The sequence below is a fragment of the Holtiella tumoricola genome (assembly GCF_027857615.1).
Classification (GTDB): domain Bacteria; phylum Bacillota; class Clostridia; order Lachnospirales; family Cellulosilyticaceae; genus Holtiella; species Holtiella tumoricola.
In genome coordinates, this window is record NZ_JAQIFT010000048.1 from 120,151 (window position 1) to 133,969 (window position 13,819).

Consider the following 13,819-nt stretch of genomic DNA (forward strand, 5'->3'; position numbering starts at 1 on the left):
TTATTTTACAAAGACTTTATAAGGCTTTCAAGAGGTATTAAGAAAAAATATAAGGTTTACGTAAAAATGATATAGGTGAAATGAATTATCTGTAAAATGAAGAGTTTTATATTTTTGGATTCATGAAAAATAATTATATCTAACATAAATCGAATAAATATATAAAATTTATTATAAATTTGTCTTGAAATTGAAATATATATTAAGTATAATTTCAAATATAAATATAAAGATTGACGGAGGGATATTATGAAAACAAAAAGATTATTTGCTATGGGATTAGCAATGATGATGAGTTCGATGAGTTTTGTAGGATGTCAACAATCAGGAGGAAATGGAGATACCATTAGAATTGGTGCAAGCTTCGACTTAACAGGTTCTTGTGCACAATACGGTATTGCAGCAAGTAATGGGGCAAAACTTGCTATTGAAGAGTACAATGCAGCAGGTGGTATACTAGGCAAACAAATTGATTTTATCTTAGAAGATAATAAGGCAAATCAACAAGATGCAACCAATGCTTTCAAAAAATTAGTAGAAAATGATAAAGTCGTGGCATTCATTGGTTCTGATATTAGTAGTACAACAGAAACCATTGCTCACTTAGCAGCAGAAAAAAACATTCCAATGATTACACCAACAGGTACCAAGGAAGGGATTACCGCAATTGGTAACAATATTTTTAGAGCATGTTACATAGATCCAGCACAAGGTGAACTTCTTGCTAAGTTTGCAACAGAAGATCTAAGTGCAACAAAGGTTGCAATGCTTGTAAACTCAGAGTCTGATTATTCATCAGGTATTGCAGAAGCATTCGAAGAGCTTTTTGTAGCAAATGGTGGTGAGATTGTTAGAACTGAAAAATATGGAAGTAATGATGTAGACTTTAAACCTATCTTAACAAATATCAAAAATGCCAACCCAGAAGTTATTGTTATTCCAGATTACTATGAAACCATTGCGAATATTGCAACACAAGCAAGAGAAATTGGTATTACAGCAACACTTATTGGTGGTGATGGATGGGATGGTGTAACAGAAAAAACTGTAAACAACCCAGAAGTTGTAGAAGGCAGCTATTTTGTTAACCACTATACGGTAGAAGATACATCTGATATCGTACAAAACTTCATTACAAGTTACAAAGGGAAATACAATGAAGAACCTAATGCTTTCGCAGCACTTGGTTATGATGCAGCACGCATTATGCTTGAAGCGATTAAAACAGCAGGTTCAACAGAAGCGGATGCGGTGGTAGCAGCTATGCAAAATACATCTTTAGCTTGTGTAACAGGAGATGTTACATTCGATGAAAACAGAAACCCAGTAAAATCTGTATCTGTTATTCGCATTGAAAATGGCGAAAACAAACTTTACAAAAAGTTAGATGCAGTTAAATAGAAAGTAGATTGATGAGGGGTTGTTGTATAAGTGCAACAGCCCCACATTTTAAAAGTTTAGCACGAGTTATGTAAAATCAAGAGGAGAGGGGACTTTGTATGGACTATGGTACACTTTTTATTCAGCAAATATTAAATGGTCTACATATCGGTAGTATTTATGCGTTGATTGCATTAGGATATACGATGGTATATGGGATTGTAAAACTTATAAACTTTGCACACGGAGACATTATGATGGTGGGGGCATATATTGCTTTTGTCATGATTGCCGTATTTGGCTTGCCGCTTCCAGTTGCTATTATTATTTCTATGGTGTCTTGTGCAGTGATTGGGATGGGGATTGAGAGGATTGCTTATAAGCCTCTTCGTAATGCACCAAGAATGTGGGCGCTTATTACAGCCATTGGTGTAAGCTTTTTCTTAGAAACGTTATTCAATATTTTATTTGGAGCAAGCTCTAAACCCTTCCCAACCATTTCTTTAGAACCTATTCAAATTGGCCAGCTACAAATTAGTAAGATTATGTTGATTTCTTTAGGTTTATCTCTTTTATTAATGGTTGCCTTAGAACTTTTCATCAAAAAGACAAAACTTGGGAAAGCCATGCGTGCAGCATCAGAAGATGCACAAGCAGCATCACTTATGGGAATCTCAGTTAATAAAACCATTTCTATTGCTTTTGCAATTGGTTCAGCTCTTGGAGCAATGGGAGGGATTCTCTTTGCCATGGCCTACCCACAAATTAAACCTCTAATGGGGGTTATGCCTGGACTTAAAGCCTTTATTGCAGCTGTACTTGGTGGTATTGGTGTCATACCAGGTGCCATGCTTGGCGGTTTCTTACTTGGGATTATTGAAAGTTTGGCAAAAGGATTTTTCTCTGTATTTTGGGCAGAAGCTTCATCTTGGGCAGATGCCATTTTATTCTTAATCTTAATTTTAGTACTCTTACTTAAACCATCAGGTATTTTAGGTAAGAATATACGAGAGAAAGTGTAGGTGAAAAAAATGGAAAAACTTAAAACGAACAAAACACTTACCTTTTTAATAGGAACTATCTTGATTTATGCACTTTTGATGCTTGGTATGAGCGTAGGCATTATTAATTACTACTATACAGGTGTACTTATTTCTATTTTAATTAATGTGATTATGGCAACTTCATTAGCACTTGTAACAGGTTACTTAGGGGAACTTGTACTCGGGCATGCAGGGTTTATGGCAATTGGTGCGTATACTTCTGCACTTATTACAATGAACTTAGATTTGCCTATGTTTATTGAGTTTCCAATAGGACTTATTGTGGGGGGAGTATTTGCTGCTTTTATAGGGGTTTTAATAGGGATTCCAGCACTTAGACTACGTGGAGATTATTTAGGTATTATTACACTTGGTTTTGGTGAAATCATTCGTATTGTCCTTAATAACCTTAAAATTACTAATGGAGCAAAAGGTCTTTCAGGTATTTCTAGTTATAGTAATTTTTCAATCACATTTGTTATTACAGCTGCAATTGTAGCAACTTTATTCTTACTTATTAAATCCAGACATGGCCGTGCTATTATTGCTATTCGTGAAAATGAGATTGCAACAGATTGTATTGGGATTTCAACGTTCTATTACAAAACTTTTGCCTTTGCTATTGCCGCCTTTTTTGCAGGTATTGGTGGTGGATTGTATGCCCATTACTTACAGGGGCTTACGCCAAGTAGCTTTGGATTCTTAAATTCGATTGAGTACTTAATTATCGTTGTACTTGGAGGAATGGGCAGTTTAAGTGGTACCATTATTGCAGCCATTGTTTTAGGCATATTAAATGAAATGCTACGTGCTTTTTCAGAATACCGTATGCTTATTTATTCAGTAGTACTTGTTGTAATGATGATTTGTAAAGCAAAAGGAATTACTTTTAAAAGTATCTTAGGGAAAGTGGGATTAGAAGGTAAATTCAAAAAAACAGTAAGCTTAGGAAAGGAGGAATAGTATGTCACTATTAGAAGTCAATAAAATGAGTGTCAACTTTGGAGGGATTAAACCTGTTTCTGAATTAGACCTACATATAGAGCAAGGGGAACTCATAGGACTTATTGGTCCAAATGGCGCAGGCAAGACTACAGTATTCAACCTCCTTACTGGTGTTTATACACCTACAGAAGGCTCTATTACATTTGATGGTGAACGTATTGATCGACTTAAAACCCATCAAATCGTAAAAAAAGGTATTACACGTACATTCCAAAATATCCGTCTTTTCAAACAGATGACCGTTATTGATAATGTTAAAGTAGCTTTTAATAACCGCTTAAGTTATAACACGGTAGAAGGGATTTTAAGATTACCACGTTACAAAAAGCAAGAAGAATGGTTACAGGAAGAGGCTATGAAACTGCTTAGGATTTTTGAACTAGACGGTTATGCCAATGAGCTGAGTATGAATTTACCTTATGGTAAACAACGTAAGTTAGAAATTGCAAGGGCATTAGCAGGGAAGCCAAAGCTTCTTTTGCTTGATGAACCAGCAGCGGGGATGAATCCAAATGAAACCAACGAGCTAATGCATACAATTAAAATGATTCGAGATGAATTTGGGATTGCTATTTTGCTTATTGAGCATGATATGCACCTTGTCATGTCTATTTGTGAACGTTTAGTTGTTATTGATTATGGGAATGTGATTGCACGTGGAACACCAGAAGAAGTACAAAATAATGAAAAAGTTATTGGAGCTTATTTAGGCCAGGCTTAAAAGGAGGTAACTATGTTAAAAGTAGAAAATCTAAATGTACATTATGGCAATATCCATGCCTTGAAAAATATCTCTTTTGAAGTGGCAAAAGGTGAGATTGTAACGTTGATCGGTGCTAACGGTGCAGGGAAAACCTCTACCTTGCAAGCTGTAAGTGGGATGCTTAAACCAAGTGGGGGCAAGATCACTTTAAAAGAACAGGACATTTCACATATTGAAGCACATAAGTTGGTTCCTCTTGGAATGGCACATGTACCTGAAGGCAGACGCGTATTTGCTCAAATGACAGTAGAAGAAAACTTAGAGTTAGGTGCTTATATTCTCAACAATAAAAAACAAATAAGTGAAGATATTGAAAAGATGTATGCACGTTTCCCACGTCTTAAAGAAAGACGTAAACAGTTAGCAGGGACCATGAGTGGTGGGGAACAGCAAATGCTTGCTATGGCACGTGCACTTATGTCTCGTCCAGAAATTGTTTTAATGGATGAACCTTCTATGGGACTTGCACCTATTCTTGTTCAAGAAATTTTTGATATTATTAAGGAAATTAATACTACAGGCACAACCGTATTACTTGTTGAACAAAATGCGAATATGGCCCTTCAAATAGCGCATCGTGCTTATGTGCTAGAAACTGGGGAAGTCGTTCTTTCAGGAGTAGGTAAAGAATTGCTCAACAATGCTCAAGTTAAAAAAGCTTATTTAGGGGCATAATGCTCAAAGTAGAAACTTTGTCTATAACTATTATAAACACATTTAGAAGGAATGTAATAGAGATAAATAGAGGCTGTCACAAATTTTGTGGCAGCTTTTTTTAATTAATTTCATATACTGAATACAGGGGAGGGATAACGATGATTCGAATTCTATCAATAGATGGAGGCGGTATAAGAGGTATTATTCCTGCAACAATATTAGTAGCTTTTGAAAGTTATCTAAAAGAGTATAGTGGAAATAGTGAAACACGTGTTGCAGACTATGTAGACTTAATAGCAGGAACAAGTACAGGTGGGATTTTGACTGCACTATATACTTGCCCAGATTTAAAAAATCCAACCAAATCTAGGTTTAGTGCACAAGAGGTTTTGGATTTTTATCTTCAACATGGTCAAACTATTTTTAAGAAGAACTTTTTGCATAGTCTCTATGCAGTATTTGGTCTTGCCAATGCAAGATATAACAATAAAGGTTACTTAGAGCTGTTAAATAGTATTTTAGGAGAGATCAAACTGAGTGAGCTTATTCGTCCTTGCCTTATTTGTTCTTATGATATTGAGAGGAGGCAGGCTGTTCTATTTAATCAATTAGACCCTTATCGCAGTGATGAAGGCGATTTCTTTGTAAAAGATGTTATACAAGCAACGAGTGCAGCACCTACGTATTTTCAGCCAGCTCTTATCCGAGATTCTAAAGGAGAGAACTATTCTTTAATAGATGGTGGTGTATTTGCCAATAATCCCACACTTTGTGCCTATGCAGAAGCTAGCAAACTTTCTAGGGATAGAGGAGATAACTATTCTATTTTTTCACTTGGAACAGGAGCCATTTTACAACCTTACCCTTATTCTGAAGCTAAAAACTGGGGAGGAGCAGGATGGGCTAGACCTTTATTTTCTATTCTCTTAGGAGGGGTAGCAGAGACAGTTGATTATCAAATAAAAGTTATGTATGAAGCAGGAGGAAATGTTAAAGATTATTTGCGTATCCAAACTTATCTAAGCAAATCAGAAAAAGAATTAGCACAGATGGATAATGTAGATGAGAAGAATATGCAAAATCTAAAAGCCATTGGAGAACAGTTGGTGAAAGAAAATGAAAAGGAATTAAGAAAGATAGCAGCTAGATGGGTTAAAGAAAGTAATAGGTCAAGATTGAGTATTCAAAGATAGAAAAAGCTGTTGTTACAATCAAACCAATAGGTGAATTGTAACAACAGCCTTTTCTTTTATTTGAATATTTATTTTACAGAGAGTACTAATTCTGTACTTGTACTATTATTAGCGAAGTCTGTTACAGTAAGCCCAATGGTATAGTCACCTTTAGTAGTTGGATCTAAAGTGCTGAGATCTGCAGTGATTGTTGATAGAACATTGAGACCATCTGCATCAACAGCAGATTCTACAAAGTCATTCCAGTTGATTTTAGAAGTGTCTTCATCAAGGCTGATACTTCTGTATTCTTCTTTGAGCGTAAGGACAGGTGCTTCTTTGTTGGCTGGGTCGTAAACAAAGATATTAGCTTTAGCTTTGCCTGTATTTTCTGAGGAGTCATTGATTGTTACAACAATGCCGTCTTTGTACATACCTACGGTATTGAAATTGGTAAGGCTTGTGTCAAAGGTAGCAGTGGTAATATCAAGTGGACCATCTAAATTATCTGTTGCACTGAACTTATCAGTCCAAGTGAGTGTACTCGGATTTGTACTTACAGGAATAGAGAATACCTCTTCTGCTGTTTTGTCAACTTGTGGAGAGATGTTATCTTTGATTTCTTCTGTATTTAAAAGGGCTTCAATGGTAGACAGTTTATCTGTAATCTTGTTTTTATTAGATTCCCAAGCCACATCGAATCTTGGAGAACCATTAGCTCCCCATAGAGAATCACCTGCAATCTCCATGAAGTTCCAGTACACACCAACCATGATACTATACTCGTTTACAGGAGCACACCAGTTATTGTAGATTTCTGCAGTATCGGCACCAATTTTTTCATGGAAAATATCAGTACCTTTTAAGGTTTTTGTATCGTCTTCCCCTAAAGCAGCTTTAAGTTCTGCTTTTGCCTTGGTAACTTTTTCAGTAAAAAGGTTATAGGTAGCGATGGCAATTGGAATTTTTTCTTCAGATATACCTTTTGGAATGATTGTACTACTACCTTTTGTTACAGAAGGTTGGTAGTTAGGATCATCTGCTGCCATATGATCTGGTCTTGGGAATGGGATAAATCCTATAGATTGACCACGATCAGCAGCTTTACTAGCAGCTTCACCTAAACGCCAGTCTTCAATTTCAGTAAAAACTGTTTCGCCCAGGTTGAAGTTGGTTGCTTGAGAGGCCCAAGGTGTATTACTTGTTCCTTCTATAATATTAGCTTTAAGTAAGCCTTTGTTAATTAACTCTTCTACGTAAGCAACAGCTTGTTTCACTTCAGGGGTATCAATTTGAAGACCTTCATCTCCATAAAGTGCACCACCATTTGCGTGGATTGCTTCAATAAGGGTCTCTGTGTAATCTGTCCTAAAAGCATCAATGCGATATTCAGGCCTTTCAGGTGCTTGACTATTGGCATAGTGTGCATCGATTGTAGCAAGGTAATCGGTAAATACACTCCATGTCCAGTTGCCATCATTGAAAAGGTCTGTTGGATACACGGTCTCACCGTTCACTTTGAGTGCTTCAACAGCTTCAATATAATCAATATTGTAAACAAGAGGTGAAAGTGTCCATGCCATGCCACTTGCTGCTGACTCTAAGAAGAAGTGTTTGCCATAGATTTTAGGAGATGGATTATCACCTAATAAGTCAAGATAGTCATCTAAAGGTTGGATAACGTTTTGAGCTAAGATTCTACCTTGTGAGTTGATTTCTAAATCTACAAGATCAGCGAGAGGATCACCGGCTAATACACTTTGAAGAAGTACTTCCCAGATTAAACCAGGGATGGCTACAAACTGAAGGTCTACATTAAGTTCTTCTTTAATTTCTTCTAAGATTTGGATGTAGACTTGGCGTTCATTTTCTTTCATGTAGTATTCACCAGTAACAGGGTCTTTGTAATAAGGATCTTTTTGATCCCTGTTGGTACAAGCGTAGGTAATGACTATAGGTGATTCAGATTTATTTGCGGATTCTGTCTGTTTGTTTGATTCAGCTTTTGGTGTAGTTGTCTCAACGGCTTGTTTGGTACTACAGCCTGTTACCAATACAGCTGATGCTAAAGTTAACCCCATAATACGTCTCATTTTTTTAAACACGTTGCTTCCCCCCTAAATTTAAAAATTGAAATGCAGTTAAATTAAACTAAAATTTAATATTAATTTATATTAATTTATTAAATAATATTAAATTTATAATTTAATAAAAATATATTAACACAAAGTTAATAAAAAAGTAAATATATTATTTAAAAATTTGTGCAATATGTTTTTGGAGTGAAAGAGGTATAAAAAAGTTAAGTAACAAATAAAGGTTATAATTGGGTGATTTCTTATAAAGAAAAATTTTAAAAAGCGCTAGCACTTAGAAAATAACTTTACCAAGATGATGCAACAAGAGCTTTTCGTGTTTTTAACGGAGAAGGCAATGATTTAAAAGTTGTATTTATTAAAAAGCATTGGATAGAGAATAGCCCACACATTTCGACAAAGATGTTGAATGGTGTGGGCTATTTGAGATTAGTAATACTTTTGAATGATTTCTACGAAAGCATGAGGGTTTTCTTTGATAGCCCAATGTTTGCATTTGGGGAAAATATAGAGTTTGCCATTGGGAACCTTTTTGAGTGCAGCCTTAATATCTTTTAAAGGAACAAGAGGATCTTTTTCGCCGGCAAAGAAAATAACAGGCATCCTTAATCTTTTGAGTTCATCACTATAAAAGGGGAGAGTACCTGTTTTACTACAAGAGCTACGTTGAAAATCTTGCATGGATTTACCGGCACCATCACGAGCACAAGCTTGTAAGACTTCGTCAATAAGTGGTGCTGTAATATTTTTTCTGTTTCCTATAAGGGAGTAACCAATAAAATATTTAGCTAGGTGTTTACGCTTAACAAGCCAGTTATATTGATAAAGTGTACCATTAGTTTTGTAAATATACCAGTTAGCGACTTTTTGGAAGGGAAATCTAGGTGAAAGTCCCCATGAAGCGACAGGAATTAGATATTTGACCCTTCTTGGATATTGTAAGGCAAAGCCAATAGCAATGGCACCACCCATAGAGAGTCCCACTAGAGCAAATTGATCTAATCCTAGAGCGTCTATAATTTCCTTTAGACAACCAATATGAGTAGAATAAAAAGCTGTACCAATGAGATTTGTTGGTTTGTCACTAAGTCCATAGCCAAGATGATCAGGTGCATAAATGGTATAGTCATTAGGAAAGACTTCCATGATTTCACGCCAAGAAAGCATGGCACTGTCACAGCCAGCTCCATGAAGGAGTACAAGTGCCTTTGGACCATTACCTCTACTATAGAGATGAATCCTACCATAGGAAGTAGTGATATATTGTTCTTTCAAAGTAATTTCCTCCTTTGAGAATTGAGAATCGTAAGTATAGAGTAGGTAATTAAAACATTGTGTTTCTAGTATAGCATAGTAAAAAAAAACTAGATTGAATAGGTAGGGGAGATTATAAAAAGAAAGCTTATATAGAATCTAAAATACATAGATTCTATATAAGCTCAAATAAAGTTTACTTAACAAACTGCTACATTGTAATCATTCTACAAACAAAAGGAGTGCAATTACATATAAAATAAAAATCTTAATATATACTTAGATACCAACGCTTACAGATTCGGGTAAGGTGCTTCCACCATCAATAACATTTTGAGTACCTGTTAAATAACTTGACTCGTCACTACCTAAGAAAGCAGCTAATTCACCAACTTCTTGTGGAGTGGCGAGACGCCTTAGTGGGATAGCCTTTGCCATTTCAGTAAGAACAGATTCGGGATCAGAAGGATTTGATTGTTGGGCGATGGATTCTGCCATAGGTGTTCGCACATAGCCTGGACAAATAGCATTAACACGAATACCTTGTGGAGCAAACTCTACAGCAAGGGATTTAGTAAAGCCAATAAGAGCAGCTTTACTTAGTGCATAAGCGGTTTCACCAGGATCCGCTACCATATCACCTGTTACAGAAGAAGTGATGACAATACTTGCACTTGGATGGGTACAAAGTTCAGGTAACACTGCCTTAACTGTATTCCAAGTCCCTTTGATGTTGATATCAATATGAAAATCTCTATCCTTATCACTCATTTCTAAGAAGTTACCAAGTCTACAGACACCAGCATTGGCAACCAACACATGAATAGTACCATAGATTTGTTTCGCTTTATCAACTGCGATTATAAGATCTTGAAGTTTAGTAACATCGGCTATAATTCCTGTTGCTTCAAAGCCTGATTGAGTTAAAGTGTTAGCTACATCAAGAATTTTATCAGAAATATCCACTAAAATAAGCTTAGCACCATGCTTAGCATAGACTTCAGCAATACCTTTTCCGATACCATTTGATGCACCTGTAATAAAAGCTACTTTTCCGCTTAATTTACCCATCACATACACCTCTTTTGATATATTATATAGAATAGTCTAACAATAATTGAGTGGATTAGCAAGCTACCTTTACTTGTATAGATGTCATAAATTGCATTAATAAAGCAGTAGGCAACCTTGATTTTCTATAGCCTGCTTGAGTGTTTCAGAAGGTTCTTGATCTGTAACAATGGCATGTAGCTGAGAGAAGGTACAGATGCGATGGAAAAAGTGGGTGCCTATCTTAGTATTATCAACAAGGAGAATTGTTTTTTTAGCATTCATTAACATAGCTTGTTTAATTTTGGCTTGTCGAATATCTGCATCATAAATACCATCAGCATCTACGCCTCTACAAGAAATAAAGGCAAGATCTGCTTTCATATGAGCAATCCAATCAGTTGCTTCTTCTCCTAATAGGGTAGCAGAGCGATTAAGTAGCTGCCCACCAGTAATAAAGGTATTAATATGAGTAGAGTTACCTAAAAGTAAAGAGGTATGTAGGCCGTTAGTGGCAACTGTTATATTGCGCAATTGGTCTAAATAAGGACAAAGCTTTATAACGGTGCTGCTAGAGTCTAAGAATAAAGACATGCCATTAGTTACAAAATCACGTGCAATATCTGAAATATGTTCTTTTTCTTTCACTTGAAGATTATTTCTAAATTGAGATGAGTAGTCGAAATTTGTCCCACTTACTAAGGTAGCGCCTCCCCTAATACGTCGAATAGAACCTGTTGCCTCTAAGTCAATTAAATCACGACGTAAAGAAGAAGTACTGCAAAAAAGTTCTTCCTTAAGTTGATGAATGGACATGGTTCTATGTATTGCTAGTAAGTCTAAAATTTTTTCACTACGTTGCATGTAATATACCTCCTGAACAAAAATGGATGATTCTGAACTAATTATACAATTATAAGTAACAAATAGTCAAATTGTATGCAAAGCATATCAAAAATAGAACAATGTTGGTATAATTTCAACACATATATGATTACCAAAAAAGAGCTGTATAAGTACAAATTAACTAGGTAAAAACATAAATTCAGAGGGGGAATAGTAATGAGAAAGTTTTTTGCATTAGGAATGGCAGTTTGTATATCAGCAGGAGCAGTGGGATGTAGTACAACAGAACCAAAATCAGCTACTACGACGGAAACAGAAAAAACAACGACCACTACTACAGAGAAAGTAGATACAATAACACCAACAGATAAAATTGAACTAACTTATTGGTCTATGTGGAATGAAGCAGAGCCTCAGGGACAAGTGATTGGTCAAGCAGCTAAGCAATATATGGAAGAAAATGAAAATGTAACAATTAACATCAACTGGCAAGGGAGAGAGATTAACAAAATCATTCCAGCAAAATTAAATGCTGGTGAAAAAATAGACATTTATGATGGTCCTCTTAATGTGGTATTGCCAGCAACTATCGACCATGTATTAGATGTAACAGACTACTTTAAGCAAAGTTATCCATCTACAGATGGAAAAGCTTATGAAGAGGTTGTTTTAAAAGCAACTGTAGACACTGCAAAAGTATATTCAAAAGAAGGTGAGTTAAATGGAATTCCTTATCAACCTTATGTACAATGTATGTTCTACAACAAAGATCATTTTGAAAAAGCAGGAATCACTGCCTTACCAGCTACTTGGGAGGAGTTCTTAGGAGCTTGTGAGAAATTAAAGGCAGCAGGTTATGCACCACTTACTGTAGATGATGCTTATATGTTAGCATTACCAGGATACTACTTAGCAAGAGCTAAAGGTGGAGATTGGGTATCTCAATTAGTAACAGAAAATAATGATGAAATGTGGAAAGATCCAGCTGTTTTACAAATGGCAGAAGCTTATGCTGAACTAGCCGAAAAAGGTTACTTCCATCCAAATGTAAGTTCTAATATCTTCCCAGCAGGTCAACAAGACTTAGCAAATAATGCAGCATCTATGTATCTTAATGCAACTTGGTTAGTTAATGAATTAATGCCTGTTACAGGTCCAGACTTCCCATGGGGACAATTCCAATTCCCAAGTGTACCAAATGGAGAAGGAAATTCTAAAGCAGCTAACTATGCTTCTCAAGCATTCTATATTAATAAAAATAGTGGAAATCAAGATACAGCGTTTGACTTCATTGCTTACTTAACAACAGGAGAATGGGATGGGAAAATTGCAGAAGCAACTTATGGTATTCCATCAGGTATCAATAGTGTGTGGCCAGCACAGTTAGTAGATGCAAAAGAAGTATTTATAGGAACAGAAGAATGGCTACCATGGAGCGGTGGTATGGAAGATAATGGGGATTTAGCAGCAACAATTAGTGCAGCATTTACAGAGTTAATTAGTGGGAAAATCACACCACAACAATTTGTAGATCGTATGGTTGGTATGTAAACCAAGACTAAATAGAATAAATGACTTTTTCAAAGAGACGTATCATTTGATACGTTTCTCTTTGAAAAGGGTAAAATGGAGAGTGATTAAAATGAAAATGGATAAAAAGACACTCTGTATATTTCTAGCTCCAGCTTTAATATGCTTTATCATTATGTTTTTATATCCCATCATTGTAACAACAGGTATGAGCTTTAGTCAGGTAAATAATATTGCAGACCCCATTTCTAGTTGGAAATGGATAGGGATTGATAATTATAAAACCCTTTTTGCATCACGTATGTTTAGAATTTCTCTTCGAAATATTGCAGGGATCTGGAGTATTGGTGGTGTTTTATCTTTGCTATTTGCTATGCTATTTGCCATTATTTTGACATCTGGTGTGAAACTTAAGGGGTTTTGGCGTGCGATTATTTATTTACCTAATGTTGTATCAGCAGTTGCATTAGGTACCATGTGGGTGCAATACGTATATAGTGCAAAGTTTGGGTTACTCAAATCAATAGGTAAGTTATTTGGAATTGAAAAGATGGTTAATGCACAATGGACATCACCTCAAAATATCTTTATGTGTATGGTAGTTGCTTTTTCCTTTGGGATTGTAGGGTACTTTATGTTAATTTTCATAGCAGGTATTGAACGTATACCGGATACCTACTATGAAGCAGCCATGATAGAAGGTGCTGGTGTATGGCGTAGATTTTTCTCTATTAGCTTACCCTTGTTAAAAGATGTTATTAAATCAGTTATTACGCTATGGACAGTTATTGTAGTTGGTTTCTTTATTTGGACACAAGTATTTACGCCATTTGACTTATCAGAAGGAACGATTACACCAATGGTCTATATGTATCAATTAGTATTTGGTGGAAGTCGGGGAACAACGGAGATCAATGTTGGAGCAGGTGCAGCCATTGGCGTTGTTTTATCAATTATTATTGTGATTGTGTTTAGTATTGTAAACTTTGTATTAAAAGATTCAGAAATTGAATTCTAGGGGGG

12 protein-coding genes are annotated in these 13,819 nt (G+C 35.7%); 8 read left to right on the forward strand and 4 right to left on the reverse strand.

What is annotated here, in order from left to right; all coding sequences use genetic code 11:
• Window positions 1-249: 249 nt before the first annotated feature.
• The 6 genes from PBV87_RS13520 (at window position 250) to PBV87_RS13545 (ending at window position 6,041) form a co-directional block, all read left to right on the forward strand.
• Window positions 250-1,401 (forward strand): ABC transporter substrate-binding protein, encoded by a 1,152-nt coding sequence (locus PBV87_RS13520; RefSeq protein WP_271012617.1) that lies wholly within the window; start codon window positions 250-252, stop codon window positions 1,399-1,401.
• A 98-nt stretch (window positions 1,402-1,499) separates the two neighbouring features.
• Window positions 1,500-2,402 carry a branched-chain amino acid ABC transporter permease gene (locus tag PBV87_RS13525; protein WP_271012618.1) on the forward strand — a complete coding sequence of 301 codons (903 nt, stop codon included), beginning with the start codon at window positions 1,500-1,502 and terminating at the stop codon, window positions 2,400-2,402.
• A gap of 9 nt (window positions 2,403-2,411) precedes the next feature.
• Window positions 2,412-3,386 (forward strand): branched-chain amino acid ABC transporter permease, encoded by a 975-nt coding sequence (locus PBV87_RS13530; protein WP_053985128.1) that lies wholly within the window; start codon window positions 2,412-2,414, stop codon window positions 3,384-3,386.
• Window position 3,387: 1 nt separating this feature from the next.
• Window positions 3,388-4,149 (forward strand): ABC transporter ATP-binding protein, encoded by a 762-nt coding sequence (locus PBV87_RS13535; protein ID WP_053985127.1) that lies wholly within the window; start codon window positions 3,388-3,390, stop codon window positions 4,147-4,149.
• 12 nt (window positions 4,150-4,161) lie between these two features.
• The gene (locus tag PBV87_RS13540; RefSeq protein ID WP_271012619.1) at window positions 4,162-4,866 is read left to right on the forward strand and encodes an ABC transporter ATP-binding protein; all 705 of its coding nucleotides are present in this window, start codon (window positions 4,162-4,164) and stop codon (window positions 4,864-4,866) included.
• Window positions 4,867-5,006: 140 nt separating this feature from the next.
• A complete protein-coding gene (locus PBV87_RS13545) occupies window positions 5,007-6,041 on the forward strand; it encodes a patatin-like phospholipase family protein (RefSeq protein ID WP_271012620.1) in 1,035 nt (344 codons plus the stop codon).
• A gap of 68 nt (window positions 6,042-6,109) precedes the next feature.
• Here the strand turns inward: PBV87_RS13545 and PBV87_RS13550 are convergent, their stop codons facing one another.
• The 4 genes from PBV87_RS13550 to PBV87_RS13565 all read right to left on the reverse strand — a co-directional run bounded on the left by PBV87_RS13550 (window position 6,110) and on the right by PBV87_RS13565 (window position 11,284).
• Window positions 6,110-8,125, reverse strand: a complete 2,016-nt coding sequence (locus PBV87_RS13550; RefSeq protein ID WP_271012621.1) for a type 2 periplasmic-binding domain-containing protein — start codon at window positions 8,123-8,125, stop codon at window positions 6,110-6,112.
• A gap of 420 nt (window positions 8,126-8,545) precedes the next feature.
• A complete protein-coding gene (locus PBV87_RS13555) occupies window positions 8,546-9,391 on the reverse strand; it encodes an alpha/beta fold hydrolase (protein ID WP_271012622.1) in 846 nt (281 codons plus the stop codon).
• A 258-nt stretch (window positions 9,392-9,649) separates the two neighbouring features.
• Window positions 9,650-10,441, reverse strand: a complete 792-nt coding sequence (gene ucpA, locus PBV87_RS13560; RefSeq protein ID WP_053985122.1) for an SDR family oxidoreductase UcpA — start codon at window positions 10,439-10,441, stop codon at window positions 9,650-9,652.
• A 96-nt stretch (window positions 10,442-10,537) separates the two neighbouring features.
• Complete coding sequence (locus PBV87_RS13565) at window positions 10,538-11,284, reverse strand: DeoR/GlpR family DNA-binding transcription regulator (RefSeq protein ID WP_271012623.1); 747 nt, start codon at window positions 11,282-11,284, stop codon at window positions 10,538-10,540.
• 198 nt (window positions 11,285-11,482) lie between these two features.
• Between PBV87_RS13565 and PBV87_RS13570 the strand changes: the two genes are divergently transcribed.
• A complete protein-coding gene (locus PBV87_RS13570; RefSeq protein WP_271012624.1) occupies window positions 11,483-12,817 on the forward strand; it encodes an ABC transporter substrate-binding protein in 1,335 nt (444 codons plus the stop codon).
• Window positions 12,818-12,908: 91 nt separating this feature from the next.
• Entirely contained in the window at window positions 12,909-13,814 is a 906-nt protein-coding gene (locus PBV87_RS13575; RefSeq protein WP_271012625.1) for a carbohydrate ABC transporter permease, read from the forward strand.
• Window positions 13,815-13,819 lie beyond the last annotated feature (5 nt).

Coding starts and splice junctions, on each gene's coding strand:
- PBV87_RS13520 (WP_271012617.1), top strand. CDS start 250: ATGAAAACAAAAAGATTATTTGCTATGGGATTAGCAATGATGATGAGT.
- PBV87_RS13525 (WP_271012618.1), top strand. CDS start 1,500: ATGGACTATGGTACACTTTTTATTCAGCAAATATTAAATGGTCTACAT.
- PBV87_RS13530 (WP_053985128.1), top strand. CDS start 2,412: ATGGAAAAACTTAAAACGAACAAAACACTTACCTTTTTAATAGGAACT.
- PBV87_RS13535 (WP_053985127.1), top strand. CDS start 3,388: ATGTCACTATTAGAAGTCAATAAAATGAGTGTCAACTTTGGAGGGATT.
- PBV87_RS13540 (WP_271012619.1), top strand. CDS start 4,162: ATGTTAAAAGTAGAAAATCTAAATGTACATTATGGCAATATCCATGCC.
- PBV87_RS13545 (WP_271012620.1), top strand. CDS start 5,007: ATGATTCGAATTCTATCAATAGATGGAGGCGGTATAAGAGGTATTATT.
- ucpA (WP_053985122.1), bottom strand. CDS start 10,441: ATGGGTAAATTAAGCGGAAAAGTAGCTTTTATTACAGGTGCATCAAAT.
- PBV87_RS13565 (WP_271012623.1), bottom strand. CDS start 11,284: ATGCAACGTAGTGAAAAAATTTTAGACTTACTAGCAATACATAGAACC.
- PBV87_RS13570 (WP_271012624.1), top strand. CDS start 11,483: ATGAGAAAGTTTTTTGCATTAGGAATGGCAGTTTGTATATCAGCAGGA.
- PBV87_RS13575 (WP_271012625.1), top strand. CDS start 12,909: ATGAAAATGGATAAAAAGACACTCTGTATATTTCTAGCTCCAGCTTTA.